The sequence below is a fragment of the Kitasatospora sp. NPDC087314 genome (assembly GCF_044744365.1).
Classification (GTDB): Bacteria; Actinomycetota; Actinomycetes; order Streptomycetales; family Streptomycetaceae; genus Kitasatospora.
On the sequence record NZ_JBIUYE010000001.1, the window covers coordinates 156,684 to 172,569 of the forward strand.

Sequence of the window (15,886 nt, forward strand, 5' to 3'; positions counted from 1 at the left end):
CCCCTTGGATATCGATCACCTAGGCTGGCGCGGTGACTGATGAGCAGGAGCGGGTGCAGCCGTCGGGAGTGTGGGCCACGGCGGTGGGGGTGGCCAGGGTGCGGGCGCTGGAGACCGAGCGGGAGAACGCGCTGTTCCGCGACCCACTGGCACAGGCCTTCGCCACCGCCGGCGGCCTGTGGCCCTCCTCGTCGCCGCTGCCCGATGACGAGACCGCGCGACGCCGCCGGCTGGCCGTGTCGTTCTCCATCGTCATCAGGACGAAGTTCCTCGACGACCTGTTGCAGCAGGCCTCCGCGTCCGGGGTCCGGCAGGTCGTGCTGCTCGGCGCCGGCATGGACAGCCGGGCCTTCCGGATGGACTGGCCCGAGGGCACCCGGCTGTTCGAGGTCGACACCGCCGCGCCACTGGACTTCAAGGCTTCGGTGCTGCGCCAGGAACGGGCCGTCGCACGCTGCGAGCGGATCACCGTCGCGGTGGATCTGCGTGAGGACTGGCCGGGCGCGCTGGCCGCCGCAGGGCACGACCCGACCGTGCCGACCGCATGGATCGCCGAAGGACTACTGATCTATCTGCCCGAGGATGCGGTGGAGCTACTGCTGGCCCGGATCAGCACGCAGTCGGCGGCAGGCAGTCGGATGGGGCTGACATTGGGCTCGCGCGGCGTGATCGAGCGCTTCGGCGCGGACGCCGCGCCGGGATCGGCGGCGTCCATGTGGGTCTCGGAGATGCCCGACGACCCGGTGGGGTGGCTGGCCGGGCACGGCTGGGAGGCCGACAGCCACACCCTGCGCGAGCGCGCTGCCGCCTACGGCCGCCCGATCAGTACCCCGCCGCAGCGCGAGGAGCGGCCCGGCGGACTGATCTCGGCGGTCCGCCGGTAGAGCGCCCCCGGTTCCCTAGATGATCGATTCCAAGGGGCCTGATGAGTGGAGCCAGGTCCGTGCGCGGCCAGCCAGTCATGCGCGCACTGACCGCCTACGACCACTGAAGTCCGCCCGAAAGTCGCCTGGTTGGACGGTGGTTTGGTCGACAGTCCTTAGCCGTGAACGAAGTGCTGCCGCAGTTGAACGAGCTGCTGTTTTCCTCGGTCGAGGGCGTGTTGGTGGAATCGGTCGAGGTGATCGACACGGTCGTCCGGGTCGAGGCCCGTACGACCGCAGGGTGGGCGGCCTGTCCGGGGTGCGGGTGCTGGTCGGGGCGAATGCGCGGCTCCTACCTGCGATTTCCTCGTGATCTGCCGACGGCGGGCAAGTTCGTCGTGGTGTCATTGCGGGTGCGGAGGTTCGTCTGCGAGGAGGAATCCTGCGAGCGCATGACCTTCGCCGAGCAAGTACCCGGTCTCACCCGCAGGTTCGGGCGACGGACCGAGCGGCTGCGGTCGACGCCCATCTCCACGGAAGGGGCATCGCTGCCTGACCCGCCGCGCGAGAAGTCGGCTGGTCCGACTTCTCGCGCGGCGCCCCGGGGTTTCGGAGCCCGCCCCATCGAGCAGATCCGGGAGGGGGCATGACATGTCCCCTCCCCCGAGGCCGATGTGAGGAGCACTCATGAGCCCCACCCGTCGTGACGTCCTGCGCTGGGGAGCCGGTGCCGGTGGCGCTCTCCTGGCCGCCGCCGCGTTCAGCCCCTCGGCCGCCGCCGCTACCGTCGGCCCGTCCTCCTGGATGAGCGCCCTGGACGACGCCACACCGCTGACCGCCCTGACGATCCCCGGCACCCACGACTCCTGCTGCACCGACCCGCTGCACGGCACCGAGTGGTCCCACACCCAGAACTGGGGCGTGCCCGAGCAACTCCAGCGCGGCATCCGCTTCCTGGACATCCGCTGCAACGGACTCGCGGGGACGGCCGACGAACTCGGCATCTACCACAGCGACAACTACCAGTACGTCCGCCTCCAGGACGTCCTCGACCAGTGCCGCGCCTTCCTCGCCGCCAACCCGGGCGAGGGCCTGGTCATGCGGGTCAGGAACGAGTACGCGGGCGGGAACCGGCTCGACGACACCGAGTTCCAGCGCCGGATCAACCACTACCTCGACGATCTCGGCTACCGGGGCCTGTTCTGGACGAACCCCTCGTGGCCCACGCTCGGCCAGGCCCGTGGCCGGATCGTCCTCGCCGCCGACTTCGGCAACCCCTGGTCCGTCATCCAGTGGTCCAGCGCCACCAACACCTGGTTCGCCACCCAGGACACCTTCCAGGGCATCAGTCTCGCCGCCAAGTCCCAGGCCGTCGTCGACTGGTTCGACCGCGCCTTCCTCGACCAGGGCTCCCCACGGATGTTCGTGAACTTCACCAGCTATGCCAACGGCGGCTGGCCCAAGGTCAACGCGGCCGCCATCATGCCGCCCGTCCACGACTACCTGAACGCCCGCCGCCAGCAGCCCGCCCACTTCGGCATCGTCCCGATGGACTTCCCCGACTTCCACACCGACGTCCTGCAACTGCTCATCGACAAGAACTTCATCGGCCGCTGACCGGGCCGCCGACTCCCGCCGGTGGGTAGCCTGCCATCATGTCTGATTCCTCGCCCTTCGCCGGCCCCACTCGCTTCGACGGCGACCGCGACCGCGTCGCACTCGTCGTTCCCGGGGTCGGGTACTCGCCCGCGAGGCCGCTGCTCCACTTCGCCCGTGCCGTGCTCCTCCAACACGGATGGACGGTGCAGGAGTTGTGGTGGCAGGTTCCGGGCGACTTCCGCGGGCTCACCGTGGACGACCGGATCGCATGGGTCGAGCGGCAGGTCGGCCAGGCCGTCGCCGCCGAGGAGGGGGCCTGTCGTCTCCTTGTCGGCAAGTCCTTGGGTTCGCTCGCCTGTGGCATCGCAGCCGATCAGAGGATGGCGGCGGCCTGGCTGACCCCTGTCCTGACCCTCGACCAAGTGGTCCGTTCGTTGCGCCGATCCGAAGCGCCGACGCTCCTGGTCGGTGGGAGCGCCGACAAGCTGTGGGATCGACAGGCCGCCGGGTCGGTGGGGCACGAGGTCCTGGAGGTGCCCTCGGCGGATCACTCCCTTGAGCTGGCGGATGATGCGGTGGGGTCGACCGGGGTGCTGCGGCAGGTCGTCTCGCGACTGGACCGCTTCGTCGGCTCGCTCGAAATCTGACGCGGCTCCGCGGACGTTCGTGGAGGGGTGTTGATCACACGGTCGTCGAGCAGGTACTCGCGCTGGCCCTCGTCCAGCCGCAGCACCCGGGGCGATCGCCTCCAGGACGCGGCCGGAGACGGCCGACCGTCGACCGCCGACCGGCCTCGTGCCACCCCGGTCGACCCGGGTGGCACGAGGCCGTTGCGACAACCGTGACCCTGCGCCGGCCTCAGCCGATGGACCGGGGGAGACGGGTGGTCAGGTACAGGATGGTGAAGGACCCGAGGAGTTGCAGACCCAGGCACAGGGCGAGGGCGCGGTCCATGCCGAGGCTGGGGGAGAGGGACAGGTAGAGGGTGCCGAGGGTGGCGACGCCGAGCGCGAGGCTGGACTGCTGGCCGGTGGCCAGGACGCCGCTGCCGACGCCGGCCCGGGCGGCGGGCACCTTGGAGAGCACGACCCGGAACAGCGGGGTGCCGATCAGGCCCTGCCCGATGCCGGCGAGGGCGACGCCGGGGGCCATCCGCAGCGGGGAGAAGTGCGCCCAGTCGGCGAGCACGGTGACGGCGAGGGTGGCCAGGCCGGCGGCCTGGACGACGGCGCCGGCGCTCAGCACCCGGCTGCCGTAGCGGCCGATCAGGCGGGGTCCGGAGAGCGAGGCCGTGAAGTAGCCGACGGCCATCGGGACGAGCGCCCAGCCGGCCGCGACCGGTCCGAGGTGGAGCCCCTGCTGGAGGGCGACGGCGATGACGAACATGAAGCCGCCGAAGCCGCTGAAGTAGGGCAGGGCGATGCCGAGGCCGCGCCGCATCTCGGGGATGCGCAGCAGGGACGGCGGCACCAGCGGGGTGGCGCCGCGCTGCTCCGCCCGGCGTTCGACCACGGCGAAGGCGACGGCGAAGACCGGGAACAGCCCGAGCAGCACCCAGGACCAGAGCGGCCAGCCGGCGGCGCGGCCCTCCATCAGCGGGACGAGCAGGGCGAGCAGCGCCGCGGTGAGCAGGACGGTGCCGGGCACGTCGACCCGGGCGGCCTGGGAGGCCCGGCTCTCCGGGACGTAGCGGACGGCGAGGACCAGGGCGAGCAGTGCGAACGGCACGTTCAGCAGGAAGACGGAGCGCCAGCCGGTGCCGAACAGGTCGGCGGCGACGAGCATGCCCCCGAGCACCTGCCCGATCACGACGGAGATGCCGCCGACGGCGCCGTAGATGCTGAGGGCGCGGCCGCGCCGGGCGCCGTCGGTGGCGGCGGTGATGGTGCCGAGGACCTGCGGGATCAGCAGCGCGGCCGAGGCGCCCTGGGCGGCGCGGGCGGCGACCAGGGTCCAGGCGCCGGGGGCGAGGCCGCAGGCGAGCGAGGTGAGGGCGAAGAGGGCGGCGCCGACGACGAAGAGCCGGCGGCGGCCGAAGATGTCGCCGAGGCGCCCGCCGAGGACGAGCAGAACGGCGAAGGCGATGCCGTAGCCGGCGGCGACGAGTTCGAGAACGGCGGGCCCGGCGGCCAGGTCGTGGTCGATGGTGGGCAGGGCGACGTTGACGATGAAGAAGTCGAGCATCGGCAGGAAGGCCCCGAGCAGGACGGTGACCAGCCCGGCGGTGCTGAGGGAGGGGGTGCTGAGGGAGGAGGTGCGCGCGGCGGTGGCCGCGGCGTCGGGGGTGACGGCGGCGCGAACCGGGTTGGGGGCGACGGCGAGTTGTTGGGTCACGGGTCATACGATCCGCTGCTCCGTACCCTGGTACCAGAGTGTGGTTATCCGGGTATAAGAAGTACCTGGCAACGGGATGCCGCCTGACGCATCCTAGGAACCATGAGCCTCACCACCCCGGCCGCGCAAGCCCGCACCACCCCCGACGACGCCCGCCGGCACGACCTGGCGGCCTTCCTGCGCAGCCGCCGCGAACGGATCGCTCCCGACCAGGTGGGCCTGCCGTTGACCGGCCGCCGCCGCACGCCGGGGCTGCGCCGCGAGGAGGTCGCGCAGCTCGCCGCCGTCGGGGTGACCTGGTACACGTGGTTGGAGCAGGGGCGGGACATCCAGGTGTCCACCCAGGTGCTGGACGCGGTCTCCCGCGCCCTGCTGCTGGACCCGAGCGAGCGCTCGCACCTGTTCACCCTGGCCGGCGCGGAGGATCCGGCGCCGGTGAAGGAGTGCCCCTCGGTCACCCCGAGCGTGCGACTGGTGCTGGATCAGATGGCGCCGTACCCGGCCGCGGCGGTCAACTCCCGCTACGACGTGCTCGCGTACAACGCCCAGTACACCGCGATCGTCGGCGATCTCAACGAACTGCCGCCGGAGGACCGCAACTTGATGTGGCTGGCGTTCACCCCCTCACGCTTCCGCGAGGTGCTGATCGACTACCGGACCGAACGCCTCGGCATGGTGGCCCGGTTCCGCGCCTCGATGGCCGACCACGGCGCGGAGCCCGCCTGGAAGGCGCTGCTGGCCCGGCTGCTCAAGGCCTCACCGGACTTCGCGGAGGTCTGGCAGCGGCACGACGTGATGCGCCCGGGCAACGGGATCAAGCGCTTCCAGGTGCCGGGCGTCGGGCTGCTGCACTGCGAGTACACCAACTTCTGGCTCGGCCCCCGGCTCGGGACGCGGATGATCACGTACACCCCGCTCGACGAGCGGACCCGCGAGCTGATGAATCGCCTGCCCAGCTGCCCGTAACGGCTGCTCCTGGCGGCGGACCAGGGCGGCTAGCGGCGGACGAGGGCGGCGCGGCCGAGCAGCAGGCACACCGTCGCGAGCGGCAGTTCGACGCAGAGCGCCATCACCAGGGCGGCGATCACCGCGTGGCCCGGGCCGGCGCAGGCGATGTCGGCCAGTGCGTCCCCGGCGAGCAGCAGGGCCACCGCCCCGCCCGCCCAGAAGGCGGCGGCGCTGCGCCGGCGCAGCAGCGCGTCCAGCGAGACCAGCGCGGCGAACTCCAGCAGGTCGAGCACCACCCACGGCGTCTCGTGGCAGGCGGCGAGGATCGCGAGCCAGGGCAGCAGCGCGACGGCGGCCACCGCCGGCACCCGCTCGAAGCGGGCGGGCAGCGCGGGCAGCGCGGGCAGCGCGGGCAGGGTGAGGACGGCGGCCGGGCGCCCGGCGACAACGGCGGTGCTCATGCCGCCCCTCCGGCCGCGGCCACGGCCCGCTCCCGGCGCCGCACCCGCTCCAGCGGCTGCCGCTCGGTGGCGTCCCCGCCGGGGTGCCGGACCAGCACCCCGGTGTACGGCCCTTCCGCCCAGGCGAGCCAGAACCGCCCGGCGACCGTGACCGCCTCGGCGGCGACGGTCGAGTGCGCGGACCGCAACGACAGCGCGGACCGGAACGGCCGGGCCAGCCGCCCGACGGTGAACGCCACCGTGGGCGCGCTGCCGTCGGCGGCCAGCCGGCCCCAGGCGAGCACGTGATACGCCCGCCCGCCGGCCGGACTGCGCCGAGCGCCGCGCAGCAGCTGCGGGGTGAGCCGGGCGGCGACCAGGACATCGGCCAACTCGCCGTCCTGGTACACCTCCAGCGCGTCCCGGCCGCGACGGGCGACCAGGCTGCGGACCGACCAGGGCCCGGCCCCGACCGTCAGCGTCCCCTCCGGCCCCGCCGCCCGGCGGAGCACGTCCCCGGGAACACCCCCGTGGCTCCCGGGGACGGGCCGCCGGTGCGGCGGGATGGCGGAGTGCGATGCGGTGCTCGTCATGCCGTCAAGCTTTCCGCCGATCACGGGCCGCTGTCGGTGGTGCTCCACTCCGAATCAGGGGTGTACCTAGATACACCCCTACTGTGAGCCCCCCTTCATGGTGGCCGTTGATCATCGCGCCCTACGCTGTCGGTCATGCCCTCCACCACGTTGCGCCGAGCGCTCGTCAGGAGCCTTCGGCGCCCCCCGTGGTCGCCCGAGGCCTGGCGGGACACCCGTTTCATAGCCGCCGGCATCCCGATGGCCCTGCCGGTCTGGCTGGCCGTCATCGAGTCCAAGCTGCTCTTCCCGGGGATCGTCCTGGTCCTGTGCTGCACCCGCCCGCTCACCGCCGCGCAGCGCGGCCGGCTGCGCGCCCTGCACGGGGTGGAGGTGCGGCCGCCGCGGCCCGGCGAGCCCTGGGCCTGGCTGCCGGGCCGGCTGCTGCTGGGCCTGACCTGGCGCCAGACCGTCTACCACCTGCTGGCCGGCCCGCTGCTGGCGGCGGGCGCGCTGGTCGTGCTGTACGCCTGGGGCGCCGGCCTGGTGATGGCCAGTGTGTACGGCTGGGTCTGGCTGATGCCCTTCGGCAGCCCGCTGCGCTCGGAGCTGGCCGGGCTGAACGCCGCGATCACGGTCGCCGGGGTGCTGCTGCTGGCCCTGATGCCCTGGCTGGCGGCGCTGACGGCCTGGCTGGAGGTGCGGGCGGCGACGCTGCTGCTCGGCCCCAACCGGGCGGAGGCGCTGGAGCGGCGGGTCGAGGAGATCGCCGAGAGCCGGGCCGGACTGGTCGACGCGGTGGACGCCGAGCGCCGCCGGATCGAGCGCGACCTGCACGACGGCGCCCAGCAGCGCCTCACCTCCCTGGCGATGAACCTCGGCCTGGCCCGGCGCACCCTCAAGGACGTCCCGCCCGAGGTCATGCAGGTGATCGTGGAGGCGCACGAGGAGGCGCAGGAGGCCATCGACGAGCTGCGCGACCTGGTCCGCGGCCTGCACCCGGCCGTCCTGGAGGACCGCGGCCTGGACGCGGCGCTGTCCGGGATCGCCGCCCGCGCCCCGCTGCCGGTGCGCCTGGACGTCGACCTGACCGAGACGGTCGCCCCGACCGTCGAGGCGGTCGCCTACTTCACCGTCTCCGAGGCCCTGACCAACGTGGCCAAACACGCCCGCGCGAAGCGGGTCGACCTCTCGGTGCGGACGGCCGGCGGCCGGCTGCGCCTGGTCATCAGCGACGACGGCGTGGGCGGCGCGGACCCCTCGCGCGGCACCGGGCTCACCGGTCTGCGCAAGCGCGCCGCCTCGGTCGACGGCACGCTGTCCGTTCTCAGCCCCCTCGGGGGGCCCACCACCATCACCGTGGAGTTGCCGTGCGTGCTGTGATCGCCGAGGACTCGGTCCTGCTGAGGGTCGGCCTGGTCAAGGTCCTGGAGGCGGTGGGCTTCGAGGTCGCGGCCGCCGTCGGGGACGCCACCGAACTGCTGGCCGCCGTCGAGGAGCACCGCCCGAACGTGGTGGTCGCCGACGTCCGGATGCCTCCGGGCTTCCACGACGAGGGCGTGAAGGCCGCGATGGTGATCCGGCAGCAGTGGCCGGAGGTCGCCGTCCTGCTGCTCTCCCAGTTCGTGGAGGAGCGCTACGCCGCCGACCTGCTGGCGACCAACACCAGCGGTGTCGGCTACCTGCTCAAGCAGCGGGTGGCCAACGTGGACGACTTCGTGGACGCGCTGCAGCGGGTCGCCGAGGGCGGCACCGCGCTGGACCCGGAGGTGGTGGCCCAGCTGCTGGTGCGCCGCCACCGGGACCCGCTGGAGAAGCTGACCCCGCGCGAGCGGGACGTGCTCGGCCTGATGGCGGAGGGCCGCTCCAACGCCGCGATCGCGGCCGCGCTGGTGGTCAGCGACAGCGCGGTGGCCAAGCACATCAACTCGATCCTCACCAAGCTCGACCTTCCGCCGGCCGAGGACAGTCACCGCCGGGTGCTGGCGGTGCTGCGGTTCCTGGAGGTCGGGTAGCGATGGGCGAGCCCACAGCGGTGTGGCAGCGGAAGGCCTGGCGGGTCACCGGGACGCTCTCGATCGTGCTCGTCATGATCGGCGGCGGGCTGCAGACCTGGGCGATGGTGGTGCAGCAGCGGACGACCTCGGTCAAGCCGTACGACGTCTCGATCCACAAGGTCAAGCTGGACACCGGCAGCGCCTCGGTACGGGTCAGGGCGGGCCGGGAGGGCCATGTGGTGGTCCGGCAGAACCTGGACTGGATGGTGCGCAAGCCGGTGGTGTCGACCACTGTCGACGGCGACGTGCTGACCGTCGGCATGCGGTGCCGGCAGATCCTGCCGTTCGCCGACTTCGGCTGCGGCGCCCAGATCGAGCTGGAGGTGCCGGCCGCGACCGAGGTCTCGGGAGCCGTGAGCTCCGGGTTCGTCGAGGTGGACGGCCTGAGCGGCGACGTCCGGATGGACCTCACCTCGGGCGAGTTGCGGCTGATCGGCACCTCCGGGGAGGTCGACGCGCACGCCACCTCCGGGATGGTGCAGGGCATCGACCTGAGCGCGGAGCGGGTGAACGCCGAGGTCGGCTCGGGCTCGGTGGAGCTGGACTTCGCGAAGGCCCCGCACTCGGTGGACACCAGGACCACGTCCGGCTCGGTGCGGATGAGCCTGCCGAAGGACACCCACTACGCCTTCACCGGCGAGTCGGGCAGCGGCAGCCGCTCGATCGACGCCAACCTGGCGGACGCCTCCAGCCCGAACCGCATCCACGCCTCGGTCGTCTCCGGCTCGATCCGGATCGACCAGGCGTAGGAACCGACCCGGCACAGGAACCGATCAGGTACAGGAACCGGCGCTCACCCGGGTGGGGGACAATGGAGAGTCCCGATCCCCCTGCCCCGAGGTCAGCCGCGCATGACAGCCACGCCCGCACCCACCGCGCCCGACGCCGAGTTCGCGCCGCTGGACATCGGCCCGATCCAGGTGTGGCCGCCCGTCGTGCTGGCGCCGATGGCCGGCATCACCAACGCGCCGTTCCGCACGCTCTGCCGCGAGCAGAGCGGCGGCAAGGGTTTGTACGTCTCGGAGATGATCACCACCCGGGCGCTGGTCGAGCGCAACGCCAAGACCATGCAGCTGATCAAGTTCGACCCGAGCGAGAAGCCGCGCTCGATCCAGCTGTACGGCGTGGACCCGGTGACCGTCGGCAAGGCCGCCCGGATGATCGCGGACGAGGGCCTGGCCGACCACATCGACCTCAACTTCGGCTGCCCCGTCCCCAAGGTGACCCGCAAGGGCGGCGGCTCGGCGCTGCCGTACAAGCGCAACCTGCTGCGCGAGATCCTGCGCGAGGCCGTGGCCAACGCGGGCGACCTGCCGGTCACCATGAAGATGCGCAAGGGCATCGACGACGACCACCTCACCTTCCTGGACGCCGGCCGGATCGGCGCCGAGGAGGGCGTGGCCGCGATCGCCCTGCACGGGCGCACCGCCGCCCAGCACTACGGCGGGACGGCCGACTGGTCGGCGATCGCCCGGCTGCGCGAGTCCGTGCCGGCGCACGTCCCGGTGCTGGGCAACGGGGACATCTGGTCGGCGGACGACGCGGTGCGGATGATGCGGGAGACCGGCTGCGACGGCGTCGTGGTGGGGCGCGGCTGCCTGGGCCGGCCGTGGCTGTTCAAGGACCTGGTCTCGATCTTCGAGGGCGAGGTCGACTACGCCCGCCCGGACTTCGGCTACGTGGCGCGGGCGATGGTGCGGCACGCGCAGCTGCTCGGCGAGTGGCTGGGCGACGAGGCGCGCGGCGTGATCGACTTCCGCAAGCACGTCGCCTGGTACACCAAGGGCTTCTCGGTCGGCTCGGAGCTGCGGGTGAAGCTCGCCAACTCCTCCTCGCTGGTCGAGCTGGCCGAAACCCTCGCCCTGGTGGAGCAGTCCCAGGCCTGGCCGGCCGGCGCGGACGGCCCGCGCGGGCGCACCGCCGGCAACAACCGGGTGGTGCTGCCGGAGGGCTGGTTGGACGATCCGTACGACTGCGCCCGACCGGGTGCTGACGCCGAATCGGACACCTCTGGCGGATGACCTGTCCGTAGTGGCGAAATAGGCCCTCCCGGGCCCACTGCCATTCGGTCCCAGCCCTCTTGTCCAATCTGGACAGGAGGGCTCCTTTCTGGCGGTCCGATGTCACGGAACGGGCACGTTTCTGGACGGAGTGCGACGATCGGCGGAGGCGGACTACGTTCGACCGATGGGATGCGCTGGTGACGCTTGCCACATGCGATGGCGACTGACGGTGGGTCAGTGGACGAAGTGGACAGGTCGGCTGTGAAACGCTTCCCGAAGCCGGTCGGCCGGGGATCGGTCGATCCGGGTGCAGGAAATCAAGCCGGGGCAACGCGGGCGACCCGAGACCGCTACCGTCCGTCCGAATCATGCGATCTTCTGGGTCCATTGCTTCAAGACTTGAACGCGGGCTAGCGTCATCCGGACGATTTCGCCAACAGAGGTGAACGCCTTTATGTGCATTCGATCTAGCGGGTTACCACCGAGTACCGGCCTCGTACGGCCTATTCGGGGCAGAGAAGAACCTTCGAAATGGGTATGTTCTCCGGCGTCAGGGCAACCGCGTACGAGGAGACCGACCCGTGCCGTCCCAGCAGAAGTTTGTTTACTCCTTCACTGAAGGAAACAAGGACCTCAAGGACCTTCTCGGCGGCAAGGGCGCGAACCTGGCCGAGATGACCAACCTTGGCCTCCCCGTCCCTCCGGGGTTCACCATCACCACCGAGGCCTGCAAGGTCTTCCTGGAGACCGGCAGCGAGCCGGCCTCGCTCCACCAGGAGATCGGCGCCCACCTCGACGCGCTCGAGCAGGAGATGGGCAAGAAGCTCGGCCAGGCCGACAACCCGCTGCTGGTGTCCGTGCGCTCGGGCGCGAAGTTCTCCATGCCCGGCATGATGGACACCGTCCTCAACATCGGCCTCTCCGACGCCTCGGTGGTCGGCCTCGTCGCCCAGTCCGGGAACGAGCGCTTCGCCTGGGACTCCTACCGCCGACTGGTCCAGATGTTCGGCAAGACCGTGCTGGGCGTCGACGGCGAGCTGTTCGAGGAGGCCCTGGACGAGGCCAAGCACGCCAAGGGCACCGTCAACGACCTGGACCTGGACGCTTCCGACCTCCGGGAACTCGTCGAGGTGTTCAAGGGCATCGTCGAGCGCGAGACCGGCCGGGCCTTCCCGCAGGACCCGCGCGAGCAGATGGACCTCGCCATCCACGCCGTCTTCCACTCCTGGAACGGTGACCGCGCCCGCCTGTACCGCCGGCAGGAGCGCATCCCGAACGACCTCGGCACCGCGGTCAACGTCTGCAGCATGGTCTTCGGCAACCTCGGCGAGGACTCCGGCACCGGCGTCGCCTTCACCCGTGACCCCTCCACCGGCGCGCAGGGCGTGTACGGCGACTACCTGTCCAACGCCCAGGGCGAGGACGTCGTCGCGGGCATCCGCAACACCCTGCCGCTGGCCGAGCTGGAGAAGCTCGACAAGAAGTCGTACGACGAGCTGATGGCGATCATGCACACGCTCGAGAACCACTACCGCGACCTCTGCGACATCGAGTTCACCATCGAGCGCGGCAAGCTCTGGATGCTGCAGACCCGCGTCGGCAAGCGCACCGCCGCCGCGGCCTTCCGGATCGCCGTCCAGCTGGTCGACCAGGGCCTGATCGACCTGGACGAGGCCCTCATGCGGGTCACCGGCGGCCAGCTCTCGCAGCTGATGTTCCCGCGCTTCGCACCGAACGCCGAGTCCAAGCAGATCGCCTGGGGCCTCGCCGCCTCGCCCGGCGCGGCCATCGGCAAGATCGTTTTCGACTCCTACACCGCCGTCAAGTGGTCCCGCTCGGGCGAGAAGGTCATCCTGGTCCGCCGCGAGACCAACCCGGACGACCTGGACGGCATGATCGCCGCCGAGGGCATCCTCACCTCGCGCGGCGGCAAGACCTCGCACGCCGCCGTCGTCGCCCGCGGCATGGGCAAGACCTGCGTCTGCGGCGCCGAGGAGCTGGAGGTCGACACCAAGCGCCGCCGGATGACCACCGCCGACGGCCTGGTGCTGGAGGAGGGGGACGTCGTCTCCATCGACGGCGCCACCGGCAAGGTCTACCTCGGTGAGGTGCCCGTCCTGCCGTCCCCCGTCGTCGAGTACTTCGAAGGCACCCTGCACGCCGGTGCCGACGTCCAGGGCGGGCTCGTCCAGGCCGTGCACCGGCTGATGTCGCACGCCGACGGCCGCCGCCGGCTCGCCGTGCGCGCCAACGCCGACAACGCCGAGGACGGCGGGCGCGCCCGCCGCTACGGCGCCCAGGGCATCGGCCTGTGCCGCACCGAGCACATGTTCCTCGGCGAGGAGCGGCGCAAGGAGGTCGAGCACCTGATCCTGGCGGACAACGACAAGGACCGCGAGCTCGCCCTCTCCACCCTGCTGCCGCTGCAGAAGGGCGACTTCCTGGAGCTCTTCCAGGCCATGGACGGCCTGCCCGTCACCGTCCGCCTGCTCGACCCGCCGCTGCACGAGTTCCTGCCGGACATCACCGAGCTGTCGGTGCGCGTCGCCCTCGCCGAGGCCCGCAAGGACCCGAACGAGAACGACCTGCGCCTGCTCCAGGCGGTGCACAAGCTGCACGAGCAGAACCCGATGCTCGGCCTGCGCGGTGTCCGCCTCGGCCTGGTCATCCCCGGCCTGTTCGGCATGCAGGTCCGCGCCATCGCCGAGGCCGCCGCCGAGCGCAGGCTGGCCGGCGGCGACCCGCGCCCCGAGGTGATGATCCCGCTGGTCGGCACCGTCCAGGAGCTGGAGCTGGTCCGCGACGAGTGCGAGCGCGTGCTCGCCGAGGTCGCCCAGTCCACCGGCGTGCAGCTGGACATCAAGCTCGGCACCATGATCGAGCTGCCGCGCGCCGCGGTCACCGCCGGCCAGATCGCCGAGGCCGCCGAGTTCTTCTCCTTCGGCACCAACGACCTCACCCAGACCGTCTGGGGCTTCTCCCGGGACGACGTGGAGGCCTCGTTCTTCACCGCCTACCTGGAGAAGGGCATCTTCGGGGTCTCCCCGTTCGAGACCATCGACCGCGACGGTGTCGGCGCGCTCGTCAAGCACGCCGTCGAGGCCGGCCGGGCCACCCGACCCGACCTCAAGCTCGGCGTCTGCGGCGAGCACGGCGGCGACCCGGACTCGGTCCACTTCTTCCACGAGGTGGGGCTGGACTACGTCTCCTGCTCCCCCTTCCGGATCCCGGTGGCGCGCCTGGAGGCAGGCCGCGCCGCCATCGAGACGGCGGGCAGCGACTCGCGCTGAGAGAGGGTAGGCATCCCCTCCTCGGCCGCGGGCCGGACTGACCGCTTCCCTCCCGACGGGAGGGCGTACACCGGAGCTCGGCGCAGGAGAACCGGCGTACGTAACACGGCCGGGCGGGGACGGACAATGGCGTCCGTCCCCGCCCGGCCGTACGTCTGCGCCCGGCCGGGTGTGGCGGTGGCCACGTGTGTAGCTGGGCGGACGGAGCGTGCGGGCCTGCCAAGCTGGAGCGCATGACCAGACGCAAAAGCCCGCTCGTCGTCGTGGCCGTCCTGATCCTGGCCCTCGTCGCCGGGATCGGGTACCTGCTCGCCGGCAAGGGCGGCAGCAGCCACCCCAAGGCCGCCGCGAGCTCCACCGCCACCACGGCGGGCGCCTCGGCCGCCAAGCCCTCGGCCCCCAAGCCGTCCCCGCCGGCCGGCGGCACCCCCGCCCCGAGCGGCACCTGGGTGCCCGCCGACCCGGCGCTCGCCGACGTCTGCCGCACCAAGCTCCCCAGCCAGGCCCAGGACACCCTCGGCCTGATCGCCAAGGGCGGCCCCTACCCGTACAACCGCGACGGCATCGTCTTCGAGAACCGCGAGAGCCGCCTGCCGAAGAAATCCGGCGGCTACTACCACGAGTTCACCGTCGTCACCCCCGGCTCCAACGACCGCGGCACCCGCCGCGTCGTCACCGGCGACTCCGGCGAGCAGTACTGGTCGGCCGACCACTACGCCACCTTCCAGGAGATCGACCCGCGCTGCTGACCGCCGCCGCCCGCCCGCCGGGTCCTCAACGGGCCCGGCGCCAGGTGATGCCGGGGTGGGGGCCGTGCGGGCCGGTGGTGAGGAGGGCGGTCAGCTCGTGGAGGACCGGGGTGGGGTCGCGCCGGAGCTGGATCGGGGAGGTGCGGACCACGGGGAGGCCGACGGCGGTCAGCCGGTTGGCGCGGGCCAGGCCGCGTTCGTGGTCGGCGGGGCGCAGGTGCCAGGCGCGGGAGTCGATCTCCAACGCCACGCAGGCGTGCGGCCAGTAGGCGTCCGGGACGGCGAGGAAGCGGCCGCCCAGGAAGAGCACCGGGTTCCACAGCGGGTCGGGCAGGCCCGCGTGCGCCAGGAGTTCGCGAGCCTCGCCCTCGACCACCGACCGCACCCCGGCGGTGAGGTCCTCCACCACCCGGGCCACCTGCGGCAGCCCGAGCGCGCCCGGCCGGGCCAGCAAGTGGTCCAGCAGCTCGCCGAGTTCGCAGTGCCGTCGCTGGACGGCCTCCGCGCACAGCGCCCGGAACCGGCGCTGCCCGGTCTCGCCCGGCGCGAGGTCGGCCAGGGCCCGGGCGACGGTGGTGCTCCACAGCCCGTCGTCCCGCTCGAAGCCGCCCGGCAGCGGCCCGGCCGCCCGGTGGACCCGGACGAACTCGCGGTCGCCGACCCGGCGTTGACCGGGGATCAGTACATCGACCCGGCCGAGGTCCGCCGGGTGCCCGGCGCTCGGCAGTCCGGCGTCGGCCAGCACCGCGTCCCCGGTCAGCAGCACCTCGCCGGCCTGCGGCGCCCGCCCCTTCGGGCTCGCGTACGCCAGTGCGGCGCGCAGCCGCTGATGGGCGGTCAGCCTCCCGGTCTGCAGGCAGATCACCCGGGGCAGCACCTGCTGCCAGGGCCCGCCGGGGCGCAGCCGGTGGGCGATGGTGCCGGACGGCACCCCGAGTCGGCGCAGCTGCGCCCGGGTGACGATGTGCTGCTGGTCGGCGCCGAGCAGCACGACGGGGTCGAGAGGGTTCGCGCGGGTCATGCCCTGGGTG

The 15,886-nt window shown here is 72.2% G+C and carries 15 protein-coding genes; 11 read left to right on the forward strand and 4 right to left on the reverse strand.

Features of this window, described 5'->3' with window-relative positions; translation table 11 throughout:
- Window positions 1-32: 32 nt before the first annotated feature.
- The 4 genes from ACIO5E_RS00725 (at window position 33) to ACIO5E_RS00740 (ending at window position 3,109) form a co-directional block, all read left to right on the forward strand.
- The gene (locus ACIO5E_RS00725; protein ID WP_400661874.1) at window positions 33-884 is read left to right on the forward strand and encodes a class I SAM-dependent methyltransferase; all 852 of its coding nucleotides are present in this window, start codon (window positions 33-35) and stop codon (window positions 882-884) included.
- A 161-nt stretch (window positions 885-1,045) separates the two neighbouring features.
- The gene (locus tag ACIO5E_RS00730; RefSeq protein ID WP_400661877.1) at window positions 1,046-1,513 is read left to right on the forward strand and encodes a transposase family protein; all 468 of its coding nucleotides are present in this window, start codon (window positions 1,046-1,048) and stop codon (window positions 1,511-1,513) included.
- A 37-nt stretch (window positions 1,514-1,550) separates the two neighbouring features.
- Window positions 1,551-2,480 carry a phosphatidylinositol-specific phospholipase C gene (locus tag ACIO5E_RS00735; protein ID WP_280676951.1) on the forward strand — a complete coding sequence of 310 codons (930 nt, stop codon included), beginning with the start codon at window positions 1,551-1,553 and terminating at the stop codon, window positions 2,478-2,480.
- A 185-nt stretch (window positions 2,481-2,665) separates the two neighbouring features.
- Entirely contained in the window at window positions 2,666-3,109 is a 444-nt protein-coding gene (locus ACIO5E_RS00740; RefSeq protein WP_280676949.1) for an alpha/beta hydrolase, read from the forward strand.
- 211 nt (window positions 3,110-3,320) lie between these two features.
- Here the strand turns inward: ACIO5E_RS00740 and ACIO5E_RS00745 are convergent, their stop codons facing one another.
- On the reverse strand, window positions 3,321-4,796 hold the full coding sequence (locus ACIO5E_RS00745) for an MFS transporter (RefSeq protein ID WP_400661881.1): 1,476 nt from the start codon (window positions 4,794-4,796) through the stop codon (window positions 3,321-3,323).
- A 102-nt stretch (window positions 4,797-4,898) separates the two neighbouring features.
- Between ACIO5E_RS00745 and ACIO5E_RS00750 the strand changes: the two genes are divergently transcribed.
- Window positions 4,899-5,762 (forward strand): helix-turn-helix transcriptional regulator, encoded by an 864-nt coding sequence (locus ACIO5E_RS00750; protein ID WP_400661883.1) that lies wholly within the window; start codon window positions 4,899-4,901, stop codon window positions 5,760-5,762.
- A gap of 29 nt (window positions 5,763-5,791) precedes the next feature.
- Here ACIO5E_RS00750 and ACIO5E_RS00755 read toward each other — a convergent pair whose 3' ends face one another.
- Window positions 5,792-6,205, reverse strand: a complete 414-nt coding sequence (locus ACIO5E_RS00755) for a hypothetical protein (RefSeq protein ID WP_400661886.1) — start codon at window positions 6,203-6,205, stop codon at window positions 5,792-5,794.
- Window positions 6,202-6,777 (reverse strand): hypothetical protein, encoded by a 576-nt coding sequence (locus ACIO5E_RS00760; RefSeq protein ID WP_400661888.1) that lies wholly within the window; start codon window positions 6,775-6,777, stop codon window positions 6,202-6,204. Before ACIO5E_RS00760 ends, ACIO5E_RS00755 begins: the two co-directional genes overlap by 4 nt.
- 135 nt (window positions 6,778-6,912) lie before the next feature.
- Between ACIO5E_RS00760 and ACIO5E_RS00765 the strand changes: the two genes are divergently transcribed.
- The 6 genes from ACIO5E_RS00765 (at window position 6,913) to ACIO5E_RS00790 (ending at window position 14,855) form a co-directional block, all read left to right on the forward strand.
- The gene (locus tag ACIO5E_RS00765) at window positions 6,913-8,139 is read left to right on the forward strand and encodes a histidine kinase (protein ID WP_400661891.1); all 1,227 of its coding nucleotides are present in this window, start codon (window positions 6,913-6,915) and stop codon (window positions 8,137-8,139) included.
- The gene (locus tag ACIO5E_RS00770) at window positions 8,127-8,771 is read left to right on the forward strand and encodes a response regulator transcription factor (RefSeq protein WP_280676939.1); all 645 of its coding nucleotides are present in this window, start codon (window positions 8,127-8,129) and stop codon (window positions 8,769-8,771) included. The genes ACIO5E_RS00765 and ACIO5E_RS00770 overlap by 13 nt, the downstream gene beginning before the upstream one ends.
- Window positions 8,772-8,773: 2 nt before the next feature.
- Window positions 8,774-9,562: a DUF4097 family beta strand repeat-containing protein gene (locus ACIO5E_RS00775; protein ID WP_400661894.1), complete on the forward strand. Its 789-nt coding sequence runs from the start codon at window positions 8,774-8,776 to the stop codon at window positions 9,560-9,562.
- A 102-nt stretch (window positions 9,563-9,664) separates the two neighbouring features.
- On the forward strand, window positions 9,665-10,834 hold the full coding sequence (gene dusB, locus ACIO5E_RS00780) for a tRNA dihydrouridine synthase DusB (protein ID WP_400661896.1): 1,170 nt from the start codon (window positions 9,665-9,667) through the stop codon (window positions 10,832-10,834).
- A 563-nt stretch (window positions 10,835-11,397) separates the two neighbouring features.
- A complete protein-coding gene (gene ppdK / locus ACIO5E_RS00785) occupies window positions 11,398-14,106 on the forward strand; it encodes a pyruvate, phosphate dikinase (RefSeq protein ID WP_400661899.1) in 2,709 nt (902 codons plus the stop codon).
- A 233-nt stretch (window positions 14,107-14,339) separates the two neighbouring features.
- The gene (locus ACIO5E_RS00790) at window positions 14,340-14,855 is read left to right on the forward strand and encodes a ribonuclease (RefSeq protein ID WP_400661901.1); all 516 of its coding nucleotides are present in this window, start codon (window positions 14,340-14,342) and stop codon (window positions 14,853-14,855) included.
- Between the two features lie 25 nt (window positions 14,856-14,880).
- Here the strand turns inward: ACIO5E_RS00790 and ACIO5E_RS00795 are convergent, their stop codons facing one another.
- Window positions 14,881-15,876: a hypothetical protein gene (locus ACIO5E_RS00795; protein WP_400661904.1), complete on the reverse strand. Its 996-nt coding sequence runs from the start codon at window positions 15,874-15,876 to the stop codon at window positions 14,881-14,883.
- Window positions 15,877-15,886 lie beyond the last annotated feature (10 nt).

What these genes read in the sequence shown, in the direction of transcription:
- ACIO5E_RS00775 (WP_400661894.1), top strand. Translation starts at nt 8,774, where the DNA reads ATGGGCGAGCCCACAGCGGTGTGGCAGCGGAAGGCCTGGCGGGTCACC.
- dusB (WP_400661896.1), top strand. Translation starts at nt 9,665, where the DNA reads ATGACAGCCACGCCCGCACCCACCGCGCCCGACGCCGAGTTCGCGCCG.
- ACIO5E_RS00755 (WP_400661886.1), bottom strand. Translation starts at nt 6,205, where the DNA reads ATGAGCACCGCCGTTGTCGCCGGGCGCCCGGCCGCCGTCCTCACCCTG.
- ACIO5E_RS00735 (WP_280676951.1), top strand. Translation starts at nt 1,551, where the DNA reads ATGAGCCCCACCCGTCGTGACGTCCTGCGCTGGGGAGCCGGTGCCGGT.
- ACIO5E_RS00795 (WP_400661904.1), bottom strand. Translation starts at nt 15,876, where the DNA reads ATGACCCGCGCGAACCCTCTCGACCCCGTCGTGCTGCTCGGCGCCGAC.
- ACIO5E_RS00760 (WP_400661888.1), bottom strand. Translation starts at nt 6,777, where the DNA reads ATGACGAGCACCGCATCGCACTCCGCCATCCCGCCGCACCGGCGGCCC.
- ACIO5E_RS00765 (WP_400661891.1), top strand. Translation starts at nt 6,913, where the DNA reads ATGCCCTCCACCACGTTGCGCCGAGCGCTCGTCAGGAGCCTTCGGCGC.
- ACIO5E_RS00750 (WP_400661883.1), top strand. Translation starts at nt 4,899, where the DNA reads ATGAGCCTCACCACCCCGGCCGCGCAAGCCCGCACCACCCCCGACGAC.
- ACIO5E_RS00790 (WP_400661901.1), top strand. Translation starts at nt 14,340, where the DNA reads ATGACCAGACGCAAAAGCCCGCTCGTCGTCGTGGCCGTCCTGATCCTG.